At 64.2% G+C, this 23,505-nt stretch carries 20 protein-coding genes and 1 pseudogene; 17 read left to right on the top strand and 4 right to left on the bottom strand.

The genetic code is table 11. The features are described 5' to 3' along the window. Positions 1-2: 2 nt before the first annotated feature. Positions 3-977: a Vgb family protein gene (locus ACVWY3_RS09965; protein WP_456838283.1), complete on the bottom strand. Its 975-nt coding sequence runs from the start codon at positions 975-977 to the stop codon at positions 3-5. A 174-nt stretch (positions 978-1,151) separates the two neighbouring features. Here ACVWY3_RS09965 and eno point away from each other — a divergent pair, with 174 nt between their 5' ends. From eno to ACVWY3_RS10040, 15 genes and pseudogenes are all read left to right on the top strand, one after another. Further along, positions 1,152-2,435: a phosphopyruvate hydratase gene (gene eno, locus ACVWY3_RS09970; protein ID WP_456838284.1), complete on the top strand. Its 1,284-nt coding sequence runs from the start codon at positions 1,152-1,154 to the stop codon at positions 2,433-2,435. A 42-nt stretch (positions 2,436-2,477) separates the two neighbouring features. Then, positions 2,478-3,612, top strand: a pseudogene (locus tag ACVWY3_RS09975) (zinc-binding dehydrogenase). A 349-nt stretch (positions 3,613-3,961) separates the two neighbouring features. Then, entirely contained in the window at positions 3,962-4,513 is a 552-nt protein-coding gene (locus ACVWY3_RS09980; RefSeq protein ID WP_456838285.1) for an NADPH-dependent FMN reductase, read from the top strand. 204 nt (positions 4,514-4,717) lie between these two features. Beyond that, the gene (locus tag ACVWY3_RS09985) at positions 4,718-5,035 is read left to right on the top strand and encodes an FtsB family cell division protein (protein WP_456838286.1); all 318 of its coding nucleotides are present in this window, start codon (positions 4,718-4,720) and stop codon (positions 5,033-5,035) included. Positions 5,036-5,251: 216 nt separating this feature from the next. Beyond that, positions 5,252-6,211, top strand: coding sequence for a GAF domain-containing protein (locus ACVWY3_RS09990; RefSeq protein WP_456838287.1), 960 nt, complete (start codon positions 5,252-5,254; stop codon positions 6,209-6,211). A gap of 257 nt (positions 6,212-6,468) precedes the next feature. After that, the gene (gene adh / locus ACVWY3_RS09995) at positions 6,469-7,986 is read left to right on the top strand and encodes an aldehyde dehydrogenase (protein ID WP_456838288.1); all 1,518 of its coding nucleotides are present in this window, start codon (positions 6,469-6,471) and stop codon (positions 7,984-7,986) included. Between the two features lie 166 nt (positions 7,987-8,152). Further along, positions 8,153-9,532 carry a glycerophosphodiester phosphodiesterase family protein gene (locus ACVWY3_RS10000; RefSeq protein WP_456838289.1) on the top strand — a complete coding sequence of 460 codons (1,380 nt, stop codon included), beginning with the start codon at positions 8,153-8,155 and terminating at the stop codon, positions 9,530-9,532. A gap of 257 nt (positions 9,533-9,789) precedes the next feature. Further along, a complete protein-coding gene (pdhA, locus tag ACVWY3_RS10005) occupies positions 9,790-10,812 on the top strand; it encodes a pyruvate dehydrogenase (acetyl-transferring) E1 component subunit alpha (RefSeq protein WP_456838290.1) in 1,023 nt (340 codons plus the stop codon). Between the two features lie 29 nt (positions 10,813-10,841). Next, complete coding sequence (locus tag ACVWY3_RS10010) at positions 10,842-12,224, top strand: pyruvate dehydrogenase complex E1 component subunit beta (protein WP_456838291.1); 1,383 nt, start codon at positions 10,842-10,844, stop codon at positions 12,222-12,224. Positions 12,225-12,227: 3 nt separating this feature from the next. Continuing rightward, positions 12,228-12,530 (top strand): DUF5076 domain-containing protein, encoded by a 303-nt coding sequence (locus ACVWY3_RS10015; RefSeq protein ID WP_456838292.1) that lies wholly within the window; start codon positions 12,228-12,230, stop codon positions 12,528-12,530. 2 nt (positions 12,531-12,532) lie between these two features. Further along, positions 12,533-12,985 (top strand): nucleoside deaminase, encoded by a 453-nt coding sequence (locus ACVWY3_RS10020; RefSeq protein WP_456838293.1) that lies wholly within the window; start codon positions 12,533-12,535, stop codon positions 12,983-12,985. Positions 12,986-13,047: 62 nt separating this feature from the next. Next, entirely contained in the window at positions 13,048-14,403 is a 1,356-nt protein-coding gene (locus ACVWY3_RS10025) for a pyruvate dehydrogenase complex dihydrolipoamide acetyltransferase (RefSeq protein ID WP_456838294.1), read from the top strand. 133 nt (positions 14,404-14,536) lie between these two features. After that, positions 14,537-15,958, top strand: a complete 1,422-nt coding sequence (lpdA, locus tag ACVWY3_RS10030) for a dihydrolipoyl dehydrogenase (protein WP_456838295.1) — start codon at positions 14,537-14,539, stop codon at positions 15,956-15,958. 210 nt (positions 15,959-16,168) lie between these two features. Continuing rightward, positions 16,169-17,410, top strand: coding sequence for a threonine synthase (locus ACVWY3_RS10035; protein ID WP_456838296.1), 1,242 nt, complete (start codon positions 16,169-16,171; stop codon positions 17,408-17,410). Between the two features lie 285 nt (positions 17,411-17,695). After that, positions 17,696-18,667, top strand: coding sequence for a tripartite tricarboxylate transporter substrate binding protein BugD (locus ACVWY3_RS10040; protein WP_456838297.1), 972 nt, complete (start codon positions 17,696-17,698; stop codon positions 18,665-18,667). On the opposite strand, the gene ACVWY3_RS10045 is transcribed toward ACVWY3_RS10040, so the two are convergent. The 3 genes from ACVWY3_RS10045 to ACVWY3_RS10055 form a co-directional block, all read right to left on the bottom strand. Then, positions 18,654-19,043, bottom strand: a complete 390-nt coding sequence (locus tag ACVWY3_RS10045; RefSeq protein ID WP_456838298.1) for a response regulator transcription factor — start codon at positions 19,041-19,043, stop codon at positions 18,654-18,656. The genes ACVWY3_RS10040 and ACVWY3_RS10045 overlap by 14 nt on opposite strands. Positions 19,044-19,140: 97 nt before the next feature. Continuing rightward, the gene (locus ACVWY3_RS10050) at positions 19,141-19,812 is read right to left on the bottom strand and encodes a response regulator transcription factor (protein WP_456838299.1); all 672 of its coding nucleotides are present in this window, start codon (positions 19,810-19,812) and stop codon (positions 19,141-19,143) included. After that, on the bottom strand, positions 19,809-21,791 hold the full coding sequence (locus tag ACVWY3_RS10055; RefSeq protein WP_456843328.1) for a PAS domain-containing sensor histidine kinase: 1,983 nt from the start codon (positions 21,789-21,791) through the stop codon (positions 19,809-19,811). Before ACVWY3_RS10055 ends, ACVWY3_RS10050 begins: the two co-directional genes overlap by 4 nt. Positions 21,792-22,887: 1,096 nt before the next feature. Here ACVWY3_RS10055 and ACVWY3_RS10060 point away from each other — a divergent pair. Further along, a complete protein-coding gene (locus ACVWY3_RS10060; RefSeq protein ID WP_456838300.1) occupies positions 22,888-23,076 on the top strand; it encodes a hypothetical protein in 189 nt (62 codons plus the stop codon). Next, positions 23,073-23,435 carry a hypothetical protein gene (locus tag ACVWY3_RS10065; protein WP_456838301.1) on the top strand — a complete coding sequence of 121 codons (363 nt, stop codon included), beginning with the start codon at positions 23,073-23,075 and terminating at the stop codon, positions 23,433-23,435. Before ACVWY3_RS10060 ends, ACVWY3_RS10065 begins: the two co-directional genes overlap by 4 nt. The last annotated feature ends 70 nt before the right edge of the window (positions 23,436-23,505 follow it).

Consider the following 23,505-nt stretch of genomic DNA (forward strand, 5'->3'; position numbering starts at 1 on the left):
CGTCAACCGGCGATGGTCTGGATCATGACGATGCGGTCGTTGCCGGACTCGCAGCCCCAGAGTTCGCCGGGGCGGCCGTCGAGCTGGCGGACATTGGCATTGGGCTTGTCGCTCGCGAACACGTTGAATGTCTCCGTGGCGGGATCGAAGCGGACGATCGCGTTGGCTGAGAAATCGGTGAGCCAGACCTTGTCCTTGTCGTCGACATAGACAGCGTAGGTGCGGGGACGTTCGCCCGGTAGCTTCCACGTTTTCCATGAGCCGTCGGCGGGATCGTGCACCGACACGTGTCCGCTATTCCACTCGCTGACCCAGATCCGGCTCTTCGAATCCGACCAGACCCGCCGCGCGCCCTGGCCCGGCGTCGGCGGTTCGACCACGCTGGCGCTGCCAGTCGCAAGGTCGATCCTGGCGATGTAGCTGCCGGCGAGCGAGGCGTACCAGACGTCGCCCTTGGGCGTCACGGCGATGCCGTAGGGGCCGACGCCCTTCGGCGCCTTGAATACGTCCATCTCGCCCGATGTCGGCTTGAGGCGGCCGTAATAGCCGGATTGACCGGTGAACCAATAGGTGCCGGTCTTGTCGAACACGCCGGTGTTGAGATTGGCGGAGGCGAACTTTTCCGGCAGGCGGAACAGCGTGACCTTGAGGTCATCGGGGGCGACCCGCGCGATCGCGTTCTGGCCGCCCTCGGTGATCCAGGGCGCGCCGTCGGGCCCGATGGTCACGCCGTGCGGAGCGGCGCCCTGGCCGAGGCTGACGGTCTTGAAGCTGTCATCCCGGGGATCGAGCCTGCCGAGCAGGCCCGTGCCCTGGGCCGTGAACCAGACCGTGCCGTCGGGCGCGGGAGCGAGGTCGTGCAGGCCGATGCCGGCGCTAATGGGGAAATATTTTGTCCGGAATGCACCCTCCTGCGCAAAACTTGGGCGGGTCGCGAGGAGGGCGGCGCTCGAGGCAAGAAACTGGCGACGATTCATGGCGTTACCCCGACTGTCTCAGTTTGAGGTTGGACGCGCAGATCAGGCAGGGTCAAGCTTAGTCCGACCCACTTCACGCGTCAGTCGAACCGCGCCGTCCAAGCGTTCACATTTGCTTGCGGCCCGTGTAAGACCCGCGACACCGATCAGCCCTAACGAACGGAAGTGCACACCATGACCGCCATCATCGACATCATCGGCCGTGAAATTCTCGATAGCCGGGGCAATCCCACCGTCGAGGTCGACGTCGTGTTGGAAGATGGCGCGCTTGGCCGCGCTGCCGTGCCATCCGGCGCCTCCACCGGTGCCCATGAGGCGGTGGAACTGCGCGACGGCGACAAGGCCCGCTATCTCGGCAAGGGCGTGACCAAGGCGGTCGGCGCCGTCAATGGTGAGATCTTCGAGGCTCTCAGCGGCCTCGATGTCGAGCAGCAGGCTCAGATCGATCAGATCATGATCGATCTTGACGGCACCCCGAACAAGAGCCGTCTCGGCGCCAACGCCATTCTTGGCGTCTCGCTCGCCTGCGCCAAGGCCGCGGCGAACTCGCTCGACATGCCGCTCTACCGCTACGTCGGCGGCACCGCGGCGCGGCTCTTGCCGGTGCCGATGATGAACATCATCAATGGCGGCGTGCACGCCGACAACCCGATCGATTTCCAGGAATTCATGATCCTGCCTGTCGGCGCGTCCTCCTTCGCCGAGGGCCTGCGTTACGGCGCGGAAGTCTTCCACACGCTGAAGTCGGAGCTGAAGAAGGCAGGTCACAACACAAATGTCGGCGACGAGGGCGGTTTTGCGCCGAACCTGCCATCGGCGGATGCCGCGCTGGAGTTCGTCATGAACGCGATCGGCAAGGCCGGCTTCAAGGCAGGGGCCGACATCGTGCTCGGCCTCGACTGCGCCTCGACCGAGTTCTTCAGGGACGGCAAGTATGTCTATGAAGGCGAGGGCAAGACGCGCTCGGTGTCCGAACAGGCCAAGTACCTTGCCGACCTCGTGTCGCGCTATCCGATCGTGACCATCGAGGACGGCATGTCGGAAGACGACATGGACGGCTGGAAGGAGCTCACCGATCTCATCGGCAAGAAGTGCCAGCTGGTCGGCGACGACCTCTTCGTCACCAACGTCAAACGCCTCGCCGAGGGCATCAAGGCCGGCCGCGCCAACTCGATCCTGATCAAGGTCAACCAGATCGGCACGCTGACCGAGACCCTCGCCGCGGTCGAGATGGCGCACAAGGCCGGCTACACCTCCGTCATGTCGCACCGCTCCGGCGAGACCGAGGATTCCACCATCGCCGACCTCGCGGTCGCCACCAATTGCGGTCAGATCAAGACCGGCTCCCTTGCGCGTTCCGATCGCACCGCCAAATACAACCAGCTCCTGCGCATCGAGCAGCAGCTCGGCAAGCAGGCGCTCTATGGCGGCAAGGCGGCACTGAAGGCTCTGGCATAAGCCAGCAATTCAATGCTCCAACAACACAGGGGAGGATCGGACATGAGCGACGGCAAGACCGGACTGCAATTGCGTTCGCTGCTCAAGAAGAGCGGCGAGCTGGAATTGTCCCTCGTGAATGTCCCGACCCCGGAGCCGGCGGACGACGAGGTCGTCGTCCGCGTCGAGGCGACGCCGATCAATCCGTCCGATCTCGGCCTGCTGATCGGCGCCGCCGACATGTCGGCCGCCAAGGCGTCCGGCACCAAGGAGATGCCGGTCATCACCGCGACGATGCCGGAGGCCGCGATGCGGATGATGGCGGCGAGGTTCGACCAGTCACTGCCGGTCGGCAACGAGGGCGCCGGCACGGTGATCCGCACCGGCGCCTCGGATGCTGCGAAAGCGCTGATGGGCAAGACCGTGTCGATGATCGGGGGCGCCATGTACACCCAGTACCGTGTGCTCAAGGTCCGCGACGTCATGGAGTTGCCGGCGGGCACCACGGCCGTCGACGGTGCGTCCTGGTTCGTCAATCCGCTGACCGCGCTCGGCATGACCGAGACGATGCGGCGCGAGAACCACAAGGCGCTGGTGCACACGGCCGCGGCCTCGAACCTCGGCCAGATGCTCAACAAGATCTGCATCAAGGACGGCATTGGCCTCGTCAACATCGTCCGCAGCAAGGAGCAGGCCGACATCCTGCATAAGATCGGCGCCAAGCACGTGGTCGATTCCAGCGCGCCAAGCTTCATGGACGATCTCACCAATGCGCTGGTCGAGACCGGCGCCACGATCGCCTTCGATGCCATCGGCGGCGGCAAGCTCGCAAGCCAGATTCTCACGGCGATGGAGGTCGCGGCCAACAAGACCGCGAAGGAATACAGCCGCTACGGCTCCAACGTGTACAAGCATGTCTACATCTACGGCAGTCTCGACCCGCGTCCGACCGAGCTGAGCCGGTCGTTTCGGCCTGAGCTGGGGCGTCGGCGGCTGGCTGCTGACGCCGTTCCTTCAGAACATCGGGCCGGCCGAGATCGGCCGCCTGCGCCAGCGTGTCGCCTCCGAGCTCAAGACCACCTTTGCCAGCCACTACACCAAGGTGGTCTCGCTTGCCGAGGCGCTCGATCCCGCCAATATCGCGGTGTACGCGAAACGCGCCACCGGCGAAAAATTCCTCATCAACCCAAACAAATAAACGTGTCGTGCGGCAGCACGTCACCGAAAGAAGGTATTGCCTTCTCCATGACTGATCCCAATCGCCGTCGCCTGCTCGCAGGCGCGGCTGCCATCGATCGGTCATGTCGAGAAGGACGGCGCTAAGTATCGCCTGATCCCGTCGGCACGGAATCGGGCGATCTGAGTGGATTTGCAGATTCGCACGAAAGATCGAACCGCCGCGTGGCGGCCCGATTGGTTTTGGGCGACCATCTGCTTTCGCGAAACGCAGCGTTTCCAAATCGGACCGGTTCATGCACTTGCATTGATCGATCCGGATCGCTTAAGTGCCGCCCCGGCACTCCCGCTCAAGCCCTCAAGGACATTCCATGGCCTACAACATCGTCGTCATCGCCGGCAGCCTGCGCAAGGACAGCTTCTCGCTGAAGATCGCCAATGCGCTGGCAAAGCTGGCGCCTAGCTCGCTCAAGCTCGAGGTCATTACGCCGGCCGGCATCTCGTTCTTCAACCAGGACCTCGAGGGCGCGCCGCCGGCGGACTGGCTGGCCTTCCGCGAAAAGCTGCAGAAGTCGGACGGCGTCATCTTCGTCACCCCCGAATACAACCGCGCCATCCCGGGCGTCCTCAAGAACGCCATCGACGTCGCCTCGCGCCCCTATGGCAAGAGCTCGTTCAACGGCAAGCCGGTCGGCATCGTCTCGAACTCGCCGGGTCCGCTCGGCGGCGTCAGCGCGGCCAAGACGCTCCAGACCATCCTGCCGGGCATTGCCGGCCCGATCATGCAACAGCCCGAGATCTATCTGAACTCGGTCGGCGATGCTTTCGATGCGGAGGGCAACCTGACCAAGGACTCGCTGAAGGGCGTGCTCCAGGCCTACATCGACGCCTTCGCCGCGCACGTCGCGAAGCACCACGGCTGAGGTCAAGCGCTTAAGTCTCGTCATGGCCGGGCTGTCCCGGCCATCCACGTCTTGGCCCGCCGCGACGAAGAACGTGGATGCCCGGGCCTTCGCAGCGCCGAAGCGGCTTCGGCCGCGCAGGCGGGACAAGCCCGGGCATGACGACGAGAGATACGGGCAGGGCGCACTAACACTCCCTTAACCAAGCTGCCCCATCTTCCCAGCATGGTCTCCCGCGCGCGCCTGAAATCGATCCTGACCGGCCTTGCTCTCTATGCGATGGCGGCCGCCATCGTCGGCTATTTCGGCGTCAACGCCTATACCGGCAAATACGGCCTCAACGCCCGCCAGGAGCTCGACCAGGAGATCATCGCGCTGACCAGCGAGCTGGCGCAGCTCAAGCGCGAGCGCGCCAGGAGCGAGCAGCGCGTCTCGCTGCTGCGCACCGACAAGATCGATCCCGACATGCTGGACGAGCGGGCGCGTTTCCAGCTCGACTACGTCAATCCGCACGATCTCGTTCGGATGATCCCGGCCAGGTAGCGCTTTCCGCGCTATTCGAAACCGGCGCCGAAAGCCGCTGCCGAAATCCGGCACGCGTCGATTCAATTCTACCGAAAGTCGCAGGCGTGTAACCGGACTGCTGCTTGACGGCAATGCCGGCGCGGGCTCATGGCTTCCTATACTGTCGGCCTGAGTTGACGCAGATCAACCGGGTCGCGCCGCCACAGCCTAGACTGCCACCCGGAGGAAACAGTGATGAATGGGCCAATGTCCCGGCATCACGCGGCCCGTGTCGAGGCCGCCATTGCATCAGGCCAGGCCGCGCGCTCCGCGCTCGTGGCCTCATGGTGCCGTTCGTCCCGCTTGCATCATCTCGATCCCGCCGGCCGCAGCCTGCCGGTGCGGCTCAGCGACGCCGAGCTGCGGCAGACCCGCGAGCGTATCGCGCCGCTGCTGGCCGCCGCGCAAGGCGCCATGGACCGGCTCTATCAGGCCGTCGGCGCTGCCGGCTGCTGCGTGCTGCTCGCCGACGGTGAGGGCGTGCCGGTCGACCGCCGCGGCACGCCGGCCGACGATGCCACGTTTCAGTCCTGGGGCTTGTGGACCGGCGCGCTGTGGAGCGAGGAGCACGAGGGCACGAACGGCATCGGCACCTGCGTCGTCGAGCAACGGCCGCTGACGATCGACCGCGATCAGCATTTCTTCACCCGCAACACACTGCTGAGCTGCACCGCCGTTCCGATCTACGATCACGAGGCAGCATTCGCCGGCGTGCTCGACGTCTCCTCCTGCCGGGCCGACCGCACCGATGCGTTCTCCAGCCTGATCGCGCTGGCGGCCAGCGAAGCGGCAAGGCGCATCGAGGCGGATCTGTTTCGTCGGGCTTTTGCCCATGCCCGTATCGTGCTGACGCAAGGCGCGGACGGTCAGTCCATCGGCCTCGTCGCGGTCGATGCGGACGATCTCGTGATCGGCGCGACCCGCACCGCCCGCGCGGGACTCGGGATCGCGCCGGGCAGGGCGATGCAGCCGGTGCCCGCGGCCGATCTGCTCGGCGGCGACGCCGCGCATGATCACCTCGCCGGCGGCCAGCGCGCAGTGTTGCAGCGGGCGCTCTTGCGCGCCGGCGGCAATGTCTCGGCCGCCGCAAAGGCCCTCGGCGTCAGCCGCGCCACGCTGCATCGGAAGCTGAAGCGGCTCGATATCAGGCACTGAGCTTCAGTCGTCATTGCGAGCGCAGCGAAGCAATCCAGGATTTTTCCGCGGAGGGACTCTGGATTGCTTCGCTACGCTCGCAATGACGATGTGGAGGCCGCAAACGTCCCATCTCCCCCGCGACTGTCGCAGAACTGCGACACTCCCGGCCGGCGATCGCTTCTATCAGGGCTGACAGAAAGCACCTCCTGCGAGATCGTCGGCGCAAGTCGTGAACACACGGCGGATCGCGCAAACAGCAACATCGGGAGTGAGCAATGAACAAGGTGGAATTCCTCGGCATCACCCAAAGCCCCTTCGCCGAACGCTACGACAATTTCATCGGCGGCAAGTTCACGGCGCCCATCTCGGGCAAGTATTTCGACAATGCCTCGCCCGTGAACGGTCAGATCGTCTGCAAGATCGCGCGCTCCGACGCGCAGGACGTCGAGGCCGCCCTCGATGCGGCGCACGCCGCCAAGACCGCCTGGGCACGCACCAGCGTCGCCGAGCGCGCCGCGATCCTGAACAAGATCGCCGACCGCATGGAGGAGAATCTCGAGCGCCTCGCGATCGCCGAGACCTGGGACAATGGCAAGCCGATCCGCGAGACCCGCGCCGCCGATCTGCCGCTGGCCATCGACCACTTCCGCTATTTCGCCGGCGTCGTCCGCGCGCAGGAGGGCTCGATCGGCGAGATCGACCACGACACCGTTGCCTATCATTTCCACGAGCCGCTCGGCGTCGTCGGCCAGATCATCCCCTGGAACTTCCCGCTGCTGATGGCGTGCTGGAAGCTCGCGCCAGCGCTGGCCGCCGGCAATTGCGTCGTGCTCAAGCCCGCCGAGCAGACGCCGGCCTCGATCATGGTCTGGGCCGAGATCATCGGCGACCTGCTGCCACCCGGCGTGCTCAACATCGTCAACGGATTTGGCCTCGATGCCGGCAAGCCGCTGGCCTCGAGCCCGCGCATCGCCAAGATCGCCTTCACCGGCGAGACCACGACGGGCCGGCTGATCATGCAATATGCCAGCCAGAACCTGATCCCGGTGACGCTGGAGCTCGGCGGCAAATCGCCGAACATCTTCTTCAAGGACGTTACCGCCGAGGACGATGATTTCTTCGACAAGGCGATCGAAGGCTTCGTCATGTTCGCGCTGAACCAGGGCGAGGTCTGCACCTGTCCGAGCCGGGCGCTGGTCCATGCCGACATCTATGACCGCTTCATGGAGCGGGCGCTCAAGCGCGTCGCCGCGATCAAGCAGGGCGACCCGCGCGCCGCCGACACCATGATCGGCGCGCAGGCCTCCAGCGAGCAGCTCGCAAAGATCCTCTCCTATATCGACATCGGCAAGCAGGAGGGCGCCAGGGTGCTCGCGGGCGGCGGACGCGCCGAGCTCGCGGGCGATCTCGCCGGCGGCTTCTACGTCCAGCCGACGGTGTTCGAAGGCAACAACAAGATGCGCATCTTCCAGGAGGAGATCTTCGGCCCCGTGGTCTCGGTTACGACCTTCAAGACCGATGACGAGGCACTCGCGATCGCCAACGACACGCTCTATGGCCTAGGGGCCGGCGTATGGAGCCGCGACGCCAACCGCTGCTACCGCTTCGGAAGGGCGATCCAGGCCGGCCGGGTCTGGACCAATTGCTACCATGCCTATCCCGCCCATGCGGCGTTCGGCGGCTACAAGCAGTCCGGCGTCGGTCGCGAGACCCACAAGATGATGCTCGATCACTATCAGCAGACCAAGAACCTCCTGGTCAGCTACAGCCCGAAAAAGCTCGGCTTCTTCTGATCGGCAAATTCCGATCGCAAGCCACAGGCGGCGTCATAGCGGCGCCGCCTGCGCATGTCTATCATTGTTCAGCCGCCGTCATCCGCCTGTCAGAGTCTTGGGACAAGACGACAGGCTCGCTCTTGTGGCGTCTTGACGCGATGCTGAGCAAAGATGGAGGCGTGTCATGCAGGATGATCGTTCACGTCGAACGGTCGGTATTGGAGCGTTGCTGGTCGGCGCGGCGCTCCTTCCTCTGTCGATGGCCTTCGCACAGACCAGCCCGGCTCCGGCCGGCGCCAAGCAGGTCCCGACCCTCGACGGCAGGCCGCCGCTGATCCTCGGCCATCGCGGACTGCCCGGCCTTGTGGCCGAAGAAACCGAGCCATCGTACGAGCTTGCCGCGGCGCTCGGCACCGACGCACTCGAAGAGGATCTGCATTTGACCAAGGATTGCGTCCTGGTCGTGCGCCATAATCCCTGGCTCAGCGACAATACCAATGTGGCCGAGGTCGCCAAGACCAACGCGACTGTCGCAGCCCGCAAGCGCACGGTCCCCGGCGTGCGCGTCAAGGCGCCGGCGTCCCCAGGGGCGCCCGCCGACTACCTGACCGATCTCACGGACCCCGCCGATCCGAAATCGGTGCTGAAGTCATTGATCGTCGACGGCGAGGACCACACCAATGACTGGTCGATTACCGACTTCACCATGGCCGAGCTGAAGGAATGGATCGCCGGCACGACCTATGATGCGGCCAACGAGCGGCCCAAAGTCTTCAACGGCAAATTCCCGGTCATCAGCTTCCAGGACGTCATCGACATCGCCAAGGCCAGGAGCAAGGCGACGGGGCGTCCCATCCTGGTCTATCCCGAGACCAAGAATCCGACCTGGAACAATGCCCAGGCCATCGCCAATGGCTGCGGCGCGCCCGGTAGCCGTCCGCTCGAAGATGCCCTGATCAAGATCATCAAGGACAATGGCCTCAACACCAAGGACGCGCCCATCCTGGTCCAGAGCTTCGAGCCCGGCAGCCTGAAATATATGCGCAGCCATGGCCTCGAGGCCCGGCAGGTTCAGCTCATCGACGGCAACGGGATCGACTTCAGGACCGGCAAGGTGCTGCTCAACAACATCACGAGCTCGCGTCCGTTCGACTGGACGGTTGCGGGTGATGCGCGCCTCTACGACGCGATGCTGACCCCAGAGGGCCTCGCAGAGATCAAGACCTATGCCGACGGCATCGGGCCGTGGAAGGCCTATATCGTTCCGCTCAAGATCGCCCCGTGGAAGGACAGCAACGCCGACGGCACGCCCTATAAGGGATCGACACCGGAGGCATCGACGCAGGAGCCGACCAGCCTCGTTGCCGACGCGCACAAGCTTGGACTGTTCGTGCACGTCTTCACGTTCCGGAACGAGAAGAAATATCTCGCCGCCGATTATCACGGCAATCCCGGTCTCGAATATCTCAAATTTTTCCGTCTCGGCGTCGATGGGGTTTTCACCGACTTCACGCATACCGGCGTTGCCGCTCGCGCAGCCTATCTGCGCGAGCTCGGCTGGTAAGGCCGCCGGTACGAATCGGACACGCGCTGAGGGTCTCAGCCCGCAAGATGCACGTGTCCGATATCCTTGCTGCGTCTGCCGGCACTGGCTTCGTTGGCGGAAAGCTAATGTTGCCCGATTGGCGCCAAAGGTTTTGCAAAGTTTCGGCCACGCTGCAGTGCGGCATAATGAAAATCGTGCCATGCCGCCGCGGTGCTTTCCAACCGCGTTTGACTTGGGTTAGAGAGGGCTGAAGTTTTCTCTGACCCGGAATTCCCATGGCCGCACCCAAGAAAGCCGCCGCGAGCGCTGCGCAGCACAAGACCGACGGCGGTTCGCCCCCGGAATTCACCAGGGAACAGGAGCTCAAGGCGCTCCGCGACATGCTCCTGATCCGGCGGTTCGAGGAGAAGGCCGGTCAGCTCTACGGCATGGGTGCGATCGGCGGCTTCTGCCATCTCTATATCGGCCAGGAGGCCGTGGTGGTCGGGATGCAGATGGCCCTGAAAGAGGGCGATCAGGTCATCACCGGCTATCGTGATCACGGCCACATGCTCGCCACCGGCATGGACGCCAACGGCGTCATGGCCGAGCTCACGGGTCGCCGCGGCGGCTATTCCAAGGGCAAGGGCGGCTCCATGCACATGTTCAGCAAGGAGAAGCACTTCTACGGCGGTCACGGCATCGTCGGCGCCCAGGTCTCGCTCGGCACCGGCCTCGCCTTCGCTAATCATTATCGCGGCAACGACAGCGTCAGCGTCACCTATTTCGGCGACGGCGCGGCCAACCAGGGCCAGGTCTACGAGAGCTTCAACATGGCGGAGCTGTGGAAGCTGCCGGTGATCTACGTCATCGAGAACAACCGCTACGCCATGGGTACCGCGGTCTCGCGCGCCTCTGCCCAGCAGGACTTCTCCAAGCGTGGCGCGTCCTTCAACATTCCCGGCAAGCAGGTCGACGGCATGGACGTCCGCGCCGTGAAGGCTGCGGGCGACGAGGCGGCGGCCTGGTGCCGTGCCGGCAAGGGCCCCTTCATCCTGGAGATGCAGACCTACCGCTATCGCGGCCACTCGATGTCCGATCCGGCGAAATACCGCACGCGCGAGGAGGTCGAGAAGATTCGCCACGACCAGGACCCGATCGAGCAGGTGCGCAACCGCCTGCTCGCGGCCAAGGTCAGCGAGGCCGATCTCAAGGCGATCGACGCCGAGGTGCGCGACATCGTCAACGCGTCTGCCGATTTTGCCCAGCATGATCCCGAGCCGGATGCCGCCGAGCTCTGGACTGACGTTTACCGCTGAACGCGCGCAAGCTTTCCTTTGGAGTCGATATGCCAATTCAAGTGCTGATGCCCGCGCTGTCGCCCACGATGGAGAAGGGCAACCTCGCCAAATGGTTGAAGAAAGAGGGCGAGCAGATCAAGTCTGGCGACGTCCTCGCCGAGATCGAGACCGACAAGGCGACCATGGAGGTCGAGGCGACCGATGAGGGGACGCTCGGCAAGATCCTGATCCCCGAGGGCACCGCCGACGTCGCGGTGAACACACCGATCGCCACCATTTTGGCGGACGGAGAGAGCGCCGCCGATCTTGCCAAAGCCCCTGCACCGGCCGCCAAGGCTGCAGAGTCCGCGCCGCCCGCCGCGGCAAAGGCCGAGGCGCCGGCACCCAAAGCCGCGCCCGCGCCGCAGGCTGTGGCGGAGCCCGATCCAGAAGTGCCCGCCGGCACCGAGATGGTGACGCAGACCATCCGCGAAGCTTTGCGCGATGCCATGGCCGAAGAGATGCGCCGCGACGCCGACGTCTTCGTCATGGGCGAAGAGGTCGCCGAATATCAGGGCGCCTACAAGGTCACGCAAGGGCTGCTCCAGGAGTTCGGCGCCAAGCGCGTCATCGATACCCCGATCACCGAGCACGGCTTTGCCGGCGTCGGCGTCGGCGCGGCGATGACGGGCCTGAAGCCGATCGTCGAGTTCATGACCTTCAACTTCGCCATGCAGGCGATCGATCAGATCATCAACTCCGCGGCCAAGACGCTCTACATGTCCGGCGGCCAGATGGGCTGCTCGATCGTGTTTCGTGGGCCGAACGGTGCCGCGGCCCGCGTCGCCGCCCAGCACAGCCAGGATTATTCGTCCTGGTACTCGAACATTCCGGGCCTCAAGGTCATCGCGCCGTTCTCGGCCGCCGATTACAAGGGCCTGCTCAAGGCCGCGATCCGCGACCCCAATCCCGTGATCTTCCTCGAGAACGAGGTGCTCTACGGCCACACCGGCGAGGTGCCGAAGCTGGACGATTTCGTGATCCCGATCGGCAAGGCGCGCATCGTGCGCTCGGGCTCCCACGTCACCATCATCTCCTGGTCGAACGGCATGACCTATGCGCTGAAAGCCGCCGACGAGCTCGCCAAGGACGGCATCGAAGCCGAGGTGATCGACCTGCGCACGCTGCGCCCGATGGACACCGAGACCATCGTCAACTCGGTCAAGAAGACGGGGCGCGCCGTCACCGTGGAAGAGGGCTGGGCCCAGAGCGGCGTCGGCGCCGAGATCGCCGCGCGCATCATGGAGAACGCCTTCGACTATCTCGACGCGCCGGTTGCGCGCGTCTCCGGCAAGGACGTGCCGATGCCCTATGCCGCCAACCTGGAGAAGCTGGCGCTGCCCTCGACGGCGGAAGTGGTCGAGGCCGCCAAAGCCGTCTGCTACAGGTAGACCATGGCGGGCCCCAAGGAGCAGCCACTGCCGCCCGACGTCATGACCCGCGAGGACGCGGTCGAGATCCTGCGCGTGTTCGTGCTGGACGGCGGGCTGTCGATGGCGTTCCAGCGGGCCTTCGACGAGCCCGACATGTGGGGCCTGCTGCTCGTCGATCTCGCCCGCCACGCCGCGCGGGCCTATGCGCGCGAGAGTGAATACACCGAGGAAGACGCGCTGAACCGGATCCTCGACATGTTCCAGGCGGAGATCGAGCGTCCCACGGACACCGGCACGACGACACCGCGTGGGAAGGGGCACTGATCGTGGCGATCGAATCCTATCATTACGATTTCATGCTCGAGGCGATCCGCGAGGCGCAGGACTCGATCGCGCAGGGCGGCCTGCCGATCGGCGCGGTGCTGACGCGCGACAACAAGATCATCGCCCGCGGTCACAACAACCGCGTGCAGGAGAACAACGTGATCCTGCATGGCGAGATGAGCTGCCTGCGTGCGGCCGGCGCGATCTCGTTCCACGACACCGTCATGTACACCACGCTGTCGCCGTGCTCGATGTGCGCCGGCGCGCTCGCTTTGTTCAAGGTCAAGCTCGTGGTGATCGGGGAATCCGTCACCTTCGAGGGATCCAAGGACATTCTCGACAAGTTCGGCATCCCATGGATCGATCTTGCCGACGACCGCTCCATCACCATGATGAAGAATTGGCGTTCCATCCCTGCCAATGAGCGCCTCTGGCAGGGCGACATCGGCAACTAAACCTGGTCTGTTCGTCTCCGCTGTCGGAGACGACATTTTGCAAAGTTCTTCTTGAGGTCAGCATGCCCATCAACATCCTGATGCCCGCTCTCTCGCCGACGATGGAGAAGGGCAACCTCGCCAAGTGGCTGAAGAAGGAAGGCGACAAGGTCAAATCCGGTGACGTGATCGCCGAGATCGAGACCGACAAGGCGACCATGGAGGTCGAGGCGATCGATGAGGGCACGATCGCCAGGATCCTGGTGCCCGAAGGGACGCAGGACGTGCCCGTCAACGACGTGATCGCGGTGCTTGCCGGCGAGGGCGAGGACGTGAAGGCGGCAGGTAGCGCCAAGCCGAGCGCTTCGGCCGCGCCGCCGAAAGCCGCCGAGGCTCCCGCGGCGGCTGCCGCTCCCGCGCCTGCGCCCGCCGCACCCAAGGCTGCACCGCCGCCCGCTGCCGCACCTGCCCCGCAGGCTGCTGCTCCGGCCGCGCAAGCCAACGGCCACGGCGGCCGCGTGTTCTCCTCGCCGCTGGCGCGGCGTCTTGCCAAGGAAGCCGGCATCGACGTGTCGATGGTGACAGGCACCGGCCCGCATGGCCGAGTCGTCGCGCGCGACGTCGAGCAAGCCAAATCCGGCAAGGGCCTCAAGGCGCCTGCCGCCGCGCCGTCAGGCGCGCCCGCGATCGCGCCGACCATGTCGGACAAGCAGATCCTGTCGCTGTTCGAGCCGGGCTCTTACGACATCGTCCCGCATGACGGCATGCGCCGCACCATTGCGCAGCGCCTGACCGCATCGATCCAGAACGTCCCGCACTTCTACCTCACCATCGACTGCAACATCGGCAAGCTGCTCACCGCGCGTGAGGAGATCAACGCGGCCGCTCCCAAGGACAAGGAGAAGAAGCCGCTCTACAAGATCTCGGTCAACGACTTCGTGATCAAGGCGATGGCGGTGGCGCTGCAGAAGATCCCGAACTGCAACGTCAGCTGGACCGAAAGCGGCATGGTCAAGCATCACCATTCCGACGTCGGCGTCGCCGTGGCGATGCCTGGCGGCCTGATCACGCCGATCATCCGGAAGGCGGAAACCAAGACGCTCTCGACCATCTCCAACGAGATGAAGGATTTCGCCGCGCGCGCCCGCTCGCGCAAGCTGAAGCCCGAGGAGTACCAGGGCGGCACCACGGCCGTCTCCAATCTCGGCATGTACGGCATCAGCCACTTCACCGCCGTGATCAACCCGCCGCACGCGACGATCCTCGCGGTCGGCACCAGCGAGGAGCGCCCCGTCGTGCGTGGCGGCAAGATCGAGATCGCGCACATGATGAGCGTGACCTTGTCCTGCGATCACCGCGCCATCGACGGCGCGCTCGGCGCCGAGCTGATCGGCGCGTTCAAGCAGCTGATCGAAAATCCCGTCATGATGATGGTCTGACGACAAATTCGCGTCGTCATTGCGAGCGAAGCGAAGCAATCCAGAACGTGACCGGCAGACTGGATTGCTTCGTCGCAAGAGCTCCTCGCAATGACGGTCTCGTTAAGGCCGGTTGGAGCGAGAACGAGCATACATGGCCGATACATCCTTCGACGTCATCATCATCGGCTCCGGTCCCGGCGGCTATGTCACCGCGATCCGGGCCGCCCAGCTCGGCCTCAAGACCGCGATCGTCGAAAAATCCTATCTCGGCGGCATCTGCCTGAACTGGGGCTGCATCCCGACGAAAGCGCTGCTGCGCTCGGCCGAGATCTATCACTACATGCAGCATGCCAAGGATTACGGCCTCTCGGCGGAGAAGGTCTCGTTCGATCCGAAGGCCGTGGTGCAGCGCTCGCGCGGCGTCTCGAAGCGGCTCAATGACGGCGTCGGCTTCCTGATGAAGAAGAACAAGGTCAGCGTGATCTGGGGCGCCGCCTCGATCGACGCGCCCGGCAGGGTCACCGTGAAGAAGTCCGACGTCGAAGCGCCCAAGGGCGCGTTGGGCGAGGGCACCTACCAGGCCAAGCACGTCATCATTGCGACTGGCGCACGGCCGCGCGTGCTGCCCGGCCTCGAGCCCGACAAGAAGCTGGTCTGGACTTATTTCGAGGCGATGGTGCCGGAAAGGATGCCGAAGTCGCTTCTGGTGGTCGGCTCCGGCGCGATCGGCATCGAGTTCGCCTCCTTCTTCCACACCATGGGCTCCGACGTCACGGTAGTCGAGGTGCTGCCGCAGATCCTGCCTGTCGAGGATGCCGAGATCGCCGGTCTCGCACGCAAGCGCTTCGAGAAGCAGGGCATCAAGATCATGTCCTCGACCAAGGTCACGAAGCTGGAGAAGAAGGCCGACAGCGTCGTCGCCACCATCGACGACGGCAAGGGCAAGCCCGTCACCACCGAGTTCGAGCGCGTGATCTCGGCGGTCGGCGTCGTCGGCAACATCGAAAATCTGGGACTCGAAAAGCTCGGCGTCAAAACCGATCGCGGCATCATCGTGGTCGACGGCTACGGCAAGACCAACATCCCCGGCATCTACGCGATCGGCGACGTCGCGGGACCGCCGATGCTGGCGCACAAGGCCGAGCACGAGGGCGTGATCTGCGTCGAGGCGATCAAGGGCCTCAATCCGCATCCCATGGACAAGGACATGATCCCTGGCTGCACCTATTGCCACCCACAGGTCGCCTCGGTCGGACTGACGGAAGCCAAAGCGAAAGAAAGCGGCCGCGAGATCCGCGTCGGCCGCTTCCCCTTCGTGGGCAACGGCAAGGCGATCGCGCTCGGCGAGGACCAGGGCCTCGTCAAGGTGATCTTCGACAAGAAGACCGGCCAGCTGTTAGGGGCCCACATGGTCGGCGCCGAGGTGACCGAGCTGATCCAGGGCTACGTCGTCGCCATGAACCTGGAGACCACCGAAGAAGAGCTGATGCATACGGTGTTCCCGCATCCGACCCTGTCGGAGATGATGAAGGAAGCCGTGCTGGATGCGTATGGACGGGTGCTCAACATTTGACGGCTGACACCATTGGACCGGTCATCCTGAGGTGCGAGGCCAGCGTTGCAAAGCACCGATGGCTGAGCCTCGAAGGATGAACGGCCGAGATGCAGCAGCTGGGCTCGTCGCCCTTCGAGGTCTCCATACGGCGCGCTGCGCCGCATGGCTCGTACCTCAGGGTGACGAGTTCCGCTGCAATTAAGTAGAACAAGAAGAGGAAATCACCCCATGCACGACAACGACAACCTCACCATCGAACGGCCGACCTTCGTCACCCATCTCGAATGCGCGATGGAAGGCGATCATTACGCCGCCGACCAGGTCCACAATCTCTCCAAGGCCGGCAAGCCGCTTCTCGTCCGCTACGACCTCGCCGGCGTGAAGAAGGCGCTGACCAAGGACGCGCTGGCCCAGCGCCCCGCCGACATGTGGCGCTATCGCGAGCTGCTGCCGGTGCGCAAATGCAAGGACATCGTCTCGCTCGGTGAAGTGACGACGCCGCTGATCCGGCTGCCGAAGCTCGGCGCAAAACTCGGAGGCGGCGAGATCATCGTCAAGGACGAGGGACGCCTGCCGACCGGCTCGTTCAAGGCGCGCGGCCTCGTGATGGCGGTGTCGATGGGCAAGGCGCTCGGCATCAAGCACATGGCGATGCCGACCAACGGCAATGCCGGCGCGGCCCTGGCGGCTTACGCCACGAGCTGCGGCATCAAGACCACGATCTTCTGCCCGGCTGACACGCCCGAGGTGAATGTCAGCGAGATCGAGCTGCAGGGCGCGACCGTCTACCGCGTCAACGGCTATATCGACGATTGCGGCAAGATCGTCGGCGAAGGGAAGGCGAAGGTCGGCTGGTTCGATACCTCGACCCTGAAGGAGCCGTACCGCATCGAAGGCAAGAAGACGATGGGCCTCGAGCTCGCCGAGCAACTCGGCTGGGACGTGCCCGACGTGATCTTCTATCCGACCGGCGGCGGCACCGGCATGATCGGCATGTGGAAGGCGTTCGACGAGCTCGAGAAGATCGGCTTCATCGGCTCAAAGCGCCCGCGCATGGTCGCGGTGCAGGCCTCGGGCTGCGCCCCGATGGTGCGCGCCTACGAGGCCGGCACCGAGCACGCCACGCGCTGGGAGGACGCACACACCATCGCCTCCGGCATCCGTGTGCCGCAGGCCATCGGCGATTTTCTCATTCTGCGTGCAGTGCGCGAGAGCAAGGGCTTTGCCATCGCGGTCGACGACGACAAGATCTCGGCGGCGCTCAACGAGGTCGCGCGCGAGGAGGGGCTGCTGTTGTGTCCCGAGGGCGCCGCGACCTACGCCGCTTACAAGGACAGCCTCGCCGACGGCCGCGTCAGCAAGACCGACCGGGTGATGCTGTTCAACTGCGCGAGTGGCCTGAAATACCCGCTGCCGCCGGTCACCCGCACGCTCGACCGCCACAAGCCGATCGACTATTCGCAGTTCTAAAGCATGATCCGGAAAAGTGCGCAGCGGTTTTCCGAAAAGATCATGCTCAAACAACAACCTAAAGCGCGATGACCGATTCATCCTAATCTCGTCGCGTTTTGGAAATCTCTCCCTCTCCCCGTTCTTACGGGGAGAGGGTCGGGAGTGAGGGGCCTCTCTCCTCGAATGAGATATTCGCGAGACCTGTACCCCCTCACCCGAATTCCGCTGCGCACGAATTCGACCTCTCCCCGCAAGCGGGGCGAGGTGAAGAAGAACGACAACGACATCGCTGGGGAGAACACTATGAAGAAGGCCATCTGGGCCGGGCTGATCGGTATTCTCGCTCTCACTGGCGTCGCGCGCGCCGACGACTATCCCTCGCATCCCATCACCATCATCGTGCCCTTCGCGGCGGGCGGTCCGTCGGATGCGATGGCGCGTGTGCTCGCCGAGCGGATGCGCGTTTCGCTCGGCCAGCCCCTGGTGATCGAGAACGTCACCGGCGCGGGCGGCTCGATCGGCGTCGGCCGGGCCGTGCAATCGCCGCCTGATGGCTACACCATCTCCTTCGGCCATCTCGGCACCCATGTCGCCAACGGGGCCGTCTACAAGCTCAAATACGATCTCGTTGCCGATCTCGAGCCGGTGGTGCTGCTGCCCAGCAACCCCATGATCGTGGTCAGCAAGAACGCGGTGCCCGCGACCTCCCTCAAAGAGCTGCTCGAGTGGCTGAAGTCGCGGCCGTCACCGCCGACCGCGGGCACGGCCGGCGCGGGCTCCGGCAGCCATATCGCCGGCGTCTATTTCGAGAGCGTGTCCGGCATCAAGCTGCAATACGTGCCGTATCGCGGCACCGCGCCCGCGTTGAACGATCTCATCGCCGGCCAGATCGACCTCATCGTCGACCAGACCTCGAACTCGATCAACCAGGTCCGCGCCGGCACCATCCGCGCCTATGCCATCACCGACGACAAGCGCCTGGCCTCGGCGCCCGATATTCCGACCGCGGAGGAGGCGGGGCTGAAAGGCTTCAACATGACGCTGTGGTCGGGGATGTGGGTGCCGAAGGGCACGCCGAAGGAGATCGTCACCAAGCTCAATGCGGCTGCCGTCGAAGCGCTGAACGATCCTGCGGTCAAGAAGCAGCTCGAAAGCCAGGGCCTGGAGATGACGCCACAGGATCAGCTCACTCCTGAAGCCTTGGGTCATCGCCAGAAGGCCGAGATCGCCAAATGGTGGCCGATCATCAAGGCGGCCAACATCAAGGTGGATTGACGGATCCGCCTGCCGCCAGCGCCCGGTCCAGGCATTGCATCATATCGGTCGGCGCGAACGGCTTACCGAGAAAACAGATTGCTCCGGCTTTGAGCGCGCGCGCACGCACGCTCTCATCCGGGAAAGCCGTGATGAAGATGAACGGCGTCGCCGAACCCTGCGCCCGCATCTGCGTCAGCAGATCGATTCCGGTCATGAGCGGCATCTGCACGTCCGCGATCACGCACGAGGTGCCGGTCGAGTCCGTCGAGCGCAAAAATTCCTCGGCGGAGGCGAATGTGTGGACGGTGTATCCGCGGGATTCCAGGAGATTGTTGACTGCGGCCCGCACGTACGGGTCATCGTCAAGCACCGAAATGACCGGAGGCTCTGACAAGACGTCCACTCCTAGCCCGGGGTTACGCGCTTGCCGTCGCCGCGGCTACAGATGAGCGCGCAGGGTGGACCCGCCGGTCACCATTGGAAACTCATACTTAGGTTTGTACGTCGGACTTGCCGGGTCGAATTCCGAGTGCCTCGCTCATCCTCACGAGGTCGGCCAGCGACTTCGCGCCCATTTTCCGCATGATCTGGCCGCGATAGATCTTGACGGTGATTTCCGCCAATCCGAGCTGGGCGGCCACTTGCTTGTTCATCAAGCCGGACGTCACCAGTTTCAATACGTCTCGCTCCCGCGAGGACAGTGACTCGAAGCGTGACTTGACGGTCGAGACCGTCTTGTTGAGGTCGCGGCGCCTGCGGTCTCGCTCGATCGCGGCCTGGACGGCATCCAGGATGTCCTGGTCGCGCACCGGCTTGGTCAGAAAGTCGATGGCGCCGCTCTTCATGGCCCGAACGGTCATGGGAATGTCACCATGTCCCGTGATGAAGATGACAGGCGTTTGGATATTTGCCTTGGCAAGGTCCGACTGCAGGTCCAGGCCGCTGGCTCCGGGCAGGCGGATGTCGAGCACCAGGCAGCTGGGGACTTCCGGCGGTTTGGCCTGGAGCAGTTGCGGTGCCGAGCCGAATGCTTCGACCTTGAGGCCGACCGACTCGAACAGATTGGTGAGCGCACGGCGCATGGACACGTCGTCGTCGACGATGAAGACGACCGGCTGGTCGCCATCCTCCTGCGACGGCGAAGGCCCCGCGCGCTCGGTCACGATGTTTCCTCCCGATGGCGGGGCAGGGTGATCTGAAAAGTCGCGCCACGGTCCTGGTTCGATGCGGCGGAAAGTCGTCCGCCATGGGCTTCGATGATCGAGCGACAGATCGACAGGCCCATGCCCATGCCGGACGATTTGGTTGTGAAGAATGGCGTGAACAGGCGGTCTACCGCCTGCTCACAGATGCCCACTCCGCAATCGGTGACGCTCACCAGCACCGTCTCGTCATCACCCGCTGCTGCGCGGATCGCCAGTTCGCGCGGACGATCATGGACGCCTTCCATGGCCTCGATACCGTTCATGATCAGGTTGATGAGGACCTGCTGCAATTGGATCCGATCGCCAAAGATCTTGGGCAGCGCGGACGACAGCTCCATTCGGATCGACACCGCGTGGCTTGCCATCTCGCGCTGAACGAGCGCGACGGCCTCGCGCACGACCACGTTAGCGTCGAGTGGAGCCATCTCGATGTCGGACCGCTTGGCGAGCGCCCGCACGCGGCGGATCACGTCGCTGGCGCGGGTGGCGTCCTCGATGATCCATTCCACGGAGCGGCGGGCCGCTTTGAAATCGGGCGGATCGCGCTGCAGCCAGGTGAGGCATGCGTCGGCGTTCGCGGTCACTGCGGCGAGCGGTTGATTGATTTCATGGGAAATCGAGGCGGTCAGCTCACCCAGCGTCGTGACGCGCGTCACATGGGCAAGCTCGGCCTGGGCCTTGCGCAGCGCCTCTTCGGCCTGGTCCGCCCGGATCGCCGCGGTGACGTCGGTGCAGACGCCGCGATAACCCAGAAAATTTCCGTCAGCGTCGAAGAACGGCTTGCCGCTGGTTCGGACGTAGATCGGCTGCCCGTTGCGGTCCTTGCTGCGATACACGAGGTCGCGGAATGGGACGTGGGCGTCGAGCGCGGCCCGATGTTGTCGCCATTTTTCCGGTTCGAGATCTGCGTCTGGAGCGATGTCCCAGCGCGTGAGCCCGATCAGGCCCGCGGGCGCGCTGACGGTGTCGGAGTGCTCCGATATCAAGGTCACGCGATGGTCTGGTCCCGTCTCCCAGAACCAATCGGACGCGGTTTCGGCATAGTCGCGAAAGCGCTGCTCGCTCTCACGAAGCCTGCGCTCGGCCTCCTTGGTTGCCGTGATGTCGGTCACCGATCCCACGAACTCCACGTGACCGCCGGCATCGCGCGTGGCCCGTGCCACGGCCCGGACGTACTTGATGGAACCGTCGGCCATCACGAGCCGATATTCGTGATCGTAATCTTTTCCCTCGCGTGCGGCTCGGCCGGTGGTGCGTTGCACCGCGAGCCGGTCCTCCGGATGGATCCGCTCGAGCATGACCGGGATTTGTGGCTCGCTCCCCTCATCGCATTCGAAGATGCGATAGGTTTCCCTGGACCAGGTGATCTCGCCGGTCGCGGCCCGCCAGCCGAAACTGCCGGTGTGGCTCAATTCCTGCGCCTGGGCGAGATAGGCCTCGCTCTGTCGCAGCGCATTCTCCGCTTCCTTGCGCTCGGTAATGTTCTCGCAGGCCACCAGCACGATCGGATCCCCGTGGGCCCGCTGCATGGCTTTGGCGTTCTCGCGCACCCACAGCACCGACCCGTCCTTGCGCACCTTCCGGATTTCCCAGGTGTGCGACTGATCGACCGTCTCGAGGCACAGCGCGACGCATGCGCGGACGAAGTCGCGATCTTCCTCGAAGAAGACATCCAGCACCGATCGGCCGATCAACTCCGCGGCCGTATAGCCCAGTTGCGCGGCGCCGAATGTATTCACGTTGATCACGGTTCCGCCCGGATCGACCATGAAATACATGACAGGATTGTGCTCGAAGACTTGCTGCCACTGCTTGACCGCCTCGAGCAAGCCGCCATCGGGATCGGTGTGCGGCTTGGCCGTTACAGTCTGCCTGACGCAGCCGGCGAGGAATTGCGCGGCTGATTTCCCGAATGACGCTGCCCGGCGAGGCTTCATCGCAGACGCTCCCGGCAATCTATCTGCGTGACGACGAGTAGAGCACGTTGCCGCGAGAGGAGCAATTCCGGCCAAAGTCGGATTGGGTGGTGGCGCTCACCCCTGAACTGACCGCTCGCCGCACTGGCGATCGCGGAGCGTCGGGTACGCCATGCGCTCAGAGTTTCACCGTGGCCGTGTAGCCTGAGCGTCGTGCGCCGTCTCGTTGAGAATCGATGAGCGAGCTCCCGCGCGAATACGGACAAACCTAGGTATAGCTCCTCCAATCCTAGTCATGTCGGGCATTTACCTCCGTACAATTGAGCGCTTCGTGCCCTGCGGACTACCCTCACGATCAATCGGGAGTGTCGACCAGCCGACGCAGCGAGCGCACGATGACGGGTCTGGAGCTTGCGGCCGAGGCCGCACTTCTCGACAGGCAACCGCAACAGAGGGAGAGAGCAATGTGCGATGCATCCGTACTTCCTGAGCGTGGCCTATCCGGGTCCGAACGTTGCTCTTCGATCAAGGGCTGTGCTGTGTGCGGCGGCAAGTTCGGACTGATCCGCTACTACTCGTGGCGCACCGCGCTCTGCTCGAAGACGTGCGTCGATCGCTTCCGCAGCCGCCGCGAGCGCGACCGCCGGTGGCTGTTTCGGGCTCAGTGCGCCTGAAGCTGAATTGGAGAGCTGACATCGTTTCCTAGGTCTGATCCGGGAGCCCCTACGTTGAACCGCGCATGCAAGCTTTTGTGGTCGATGGTTCTCCTCTGCTCCACCGCGACAGTCCAGGCGCAGGAGACGGGACACGGTGCCTCTCATCGCCAGCACCCGCCTCAGGACCAGGAGCTGCACGAAAAGTTCTATTCGACCTGGCGCATGCCGGATAATCCGAGCCTGAGCTGCTGCAACAGCGCCGACTGTTATCCGACCGAGATCAAGTACGTCGACGGCAAGATCTTTGCACGACGCAGGGAGGATGGGAGGTACATCCTCGTCCCGCCGCAAAAAGTGGAGCGACACAGGGACAATCCGGACGGCCGAAACCATCTTTGCGCTCCACCGCCCGCACTGTCTCCGTTGGACAGCGTTTACTGCTTCGCCTTGGGAGGTGCCACATGAGATTCGTCTTCGTGCTGGTGAACGACCGGACCCCGTTCCGGCAGATCGGGTGCATGCAGTGCTGCGAGCCGATCAGCGACAGCTATCTCCGCGAGATCGCGACCGGTCTGCGTTATTGCGACCATCAGTGCTACGCGTTGTTCTGCGAGGCCCTGGCGCAAGATCGCGTGAGGGCGGCTTCATGAAATACGTGCTGGTCAATCACGAGCCCCCGTTGCGCGCGGCCACGTGCGGCACATGTTCGCGGTCGATCCGGACCGGCTATGTCCGGCATGTGCGGACCCAGCAGCGCTACTGCGACTACGAGTGCTACCGGCGAGGCGAACTCGCGACATTGTGGATGCAATGGCCGACGCCCGCACGCACGGAGCTGGCCGCCGGAAACGTCGAGGCCGCCGCTCGAAGCATGATCGAGACGTTGACGGTCCTGAGTGCCATCTCGTGCTGGAGCTACACGATACAGGCCTGGACCTTCGCAAGAGCCTTGACCGGCGCATATTTGGACGGGCGCGACCTGATCACGGCGGAAGGAGGTGATCCCTAAAGCATGATCCGGAAAAGTACGAAGCGGTTTTCCGAAAAGATCATGCGCACACACCAAGCAAAAGCGCGAT

The organism is Bradyrhizobium sp. USDA 4486, from assembly GCF_054057995.1.

What these genes read in the sequence shown, in the direction of transcription:
- pdhA (WP_456838290.1), top strand. Translation starts at nt 9,790, where the DNA reads ATGGCCGCACCCAAGAAAGCCGCCGCGAGCGCTGCGCAGCACAAGACC.
- ACVWY3_RS10010 (WP_456838291.1), top strand. Translation starts at nt 10,842, where the DNA reads ATGCCAATTCAAGTGCTGATGCCCGCGCTGTCGCCCACGATGGAGAAG.
- ACVWY3_RS10055 (WP_456843328.1), bottom strand. Translation starts at nt 21,791, where the DNA reads ATGAAGCCTCGCCGGGCAGCGTCATTCGGGAAATCAGCCGCGCAATTC.
- eno (WP_456838284.1), top strand. Translation starts at nt 1,152, where the DNA reads ATGACCGCCATCATCGACATCATCGGCCGTGAAATTCTCGATAGCCGG.
- ACVWY3_RS10035 (WP_456838296.1), top strand. Translation starts at nt 16,169, where the DNA reads ATGCACGACAACGACAACCTCACCATCGAACGGCCGACCTTCGTCACC.
- ACVWY3_RS10065 (WP_456838301.1), top strand. Translation starts at nt 23,073, where the DNA reads ATGAAATACGTGCTGGTCAATCACGAGCCCCCGTTGCGCGCGGCCACG.
- adh (WP_456838288.1), top strand. Translation starts at nt 6,469, where the DNA reads ATGAACAAGGTGGAATTCCTCGGCATCACCCAAAGCCCCTTCGCCGAA.
- ACVWY3_RS09990 (WP_456838287.1), top strand. Translation starts at nt 5,252, where the DNA reads ATGAATGGGCCAATGTCCCGGCATCACGCGGCCCGTGTCGAGGCCGCC.
- ACVWY3_RS10015 (WP_456838292.1), top strand. Translation starts at nt 12,228, where the DNA reads ATGGCGGGCCCCAAGGAGCAGCCACTGCCGCCCGACGTCATGACCCGC.
- lpdA (WP_456838295.1), top strand. Translation starts at nt 14,537, where the DNA reads ATGGCCGATACATCCTTCGACGTCATCATCATCGGCTCCGGTCCCGGC.
- ACVWY3_RS09965 (WP_456838283.1), bottom strand. Translation starts at nt 977, where the DNA reads ATGAATCGTCGCCAGTTTCTTGCCTCGAGCGCCGCCCTCCTCGCGACC.
- ACVWY3_RS09985 (WP_456838286.1), top strand. Translation starts at nt 4,718, where the DNA reads ATGGTCTCCCGCGCGCGCCTGAAATCGATCCTGACCGGCCTTGCTCTC.
- ACVWY3_RS10040 (WP_456838297.1), top strand. Translation starts at nt 17,696, where the DNA reads ATGAAGAAGGCCATCTGGGCCGGGCTGATCGGTATTCTCGCTCTCACT.
- ACVWY3_RS10060 (WP_456838300.1), top strand. Translation starts at nt 22,888, where the DNA reads ATGAGATTCGTCTTCGTGCTGGTGAACGACCGGACCCCGTTCCGGCAG.
- ACVWY3_RS10000 (WP_456838289.1), top strand. Translation starts at nt 8,153, where the DNA reads ATGCAGGATGATCGTTCACGTCGAACGGTCGGTATTGGAGCGTTGCTG.
- ACVWY3_RS09980 (WP_456838285.1), top strand. Translation starts at nt 3,962, where the DNA reads ATGGCCTACAACATCGTCGTCATCGCCGGCAGCCTGCGCAAGGACAGC.
- ACVWY3_RS10025 (WP_456838294.1), top strand. Translation starts at nt 13,048, where the DNA reads ATGCCCATCAACATCCTGATGCCCGCTCTCTCGCCGACGATGGAGAAG.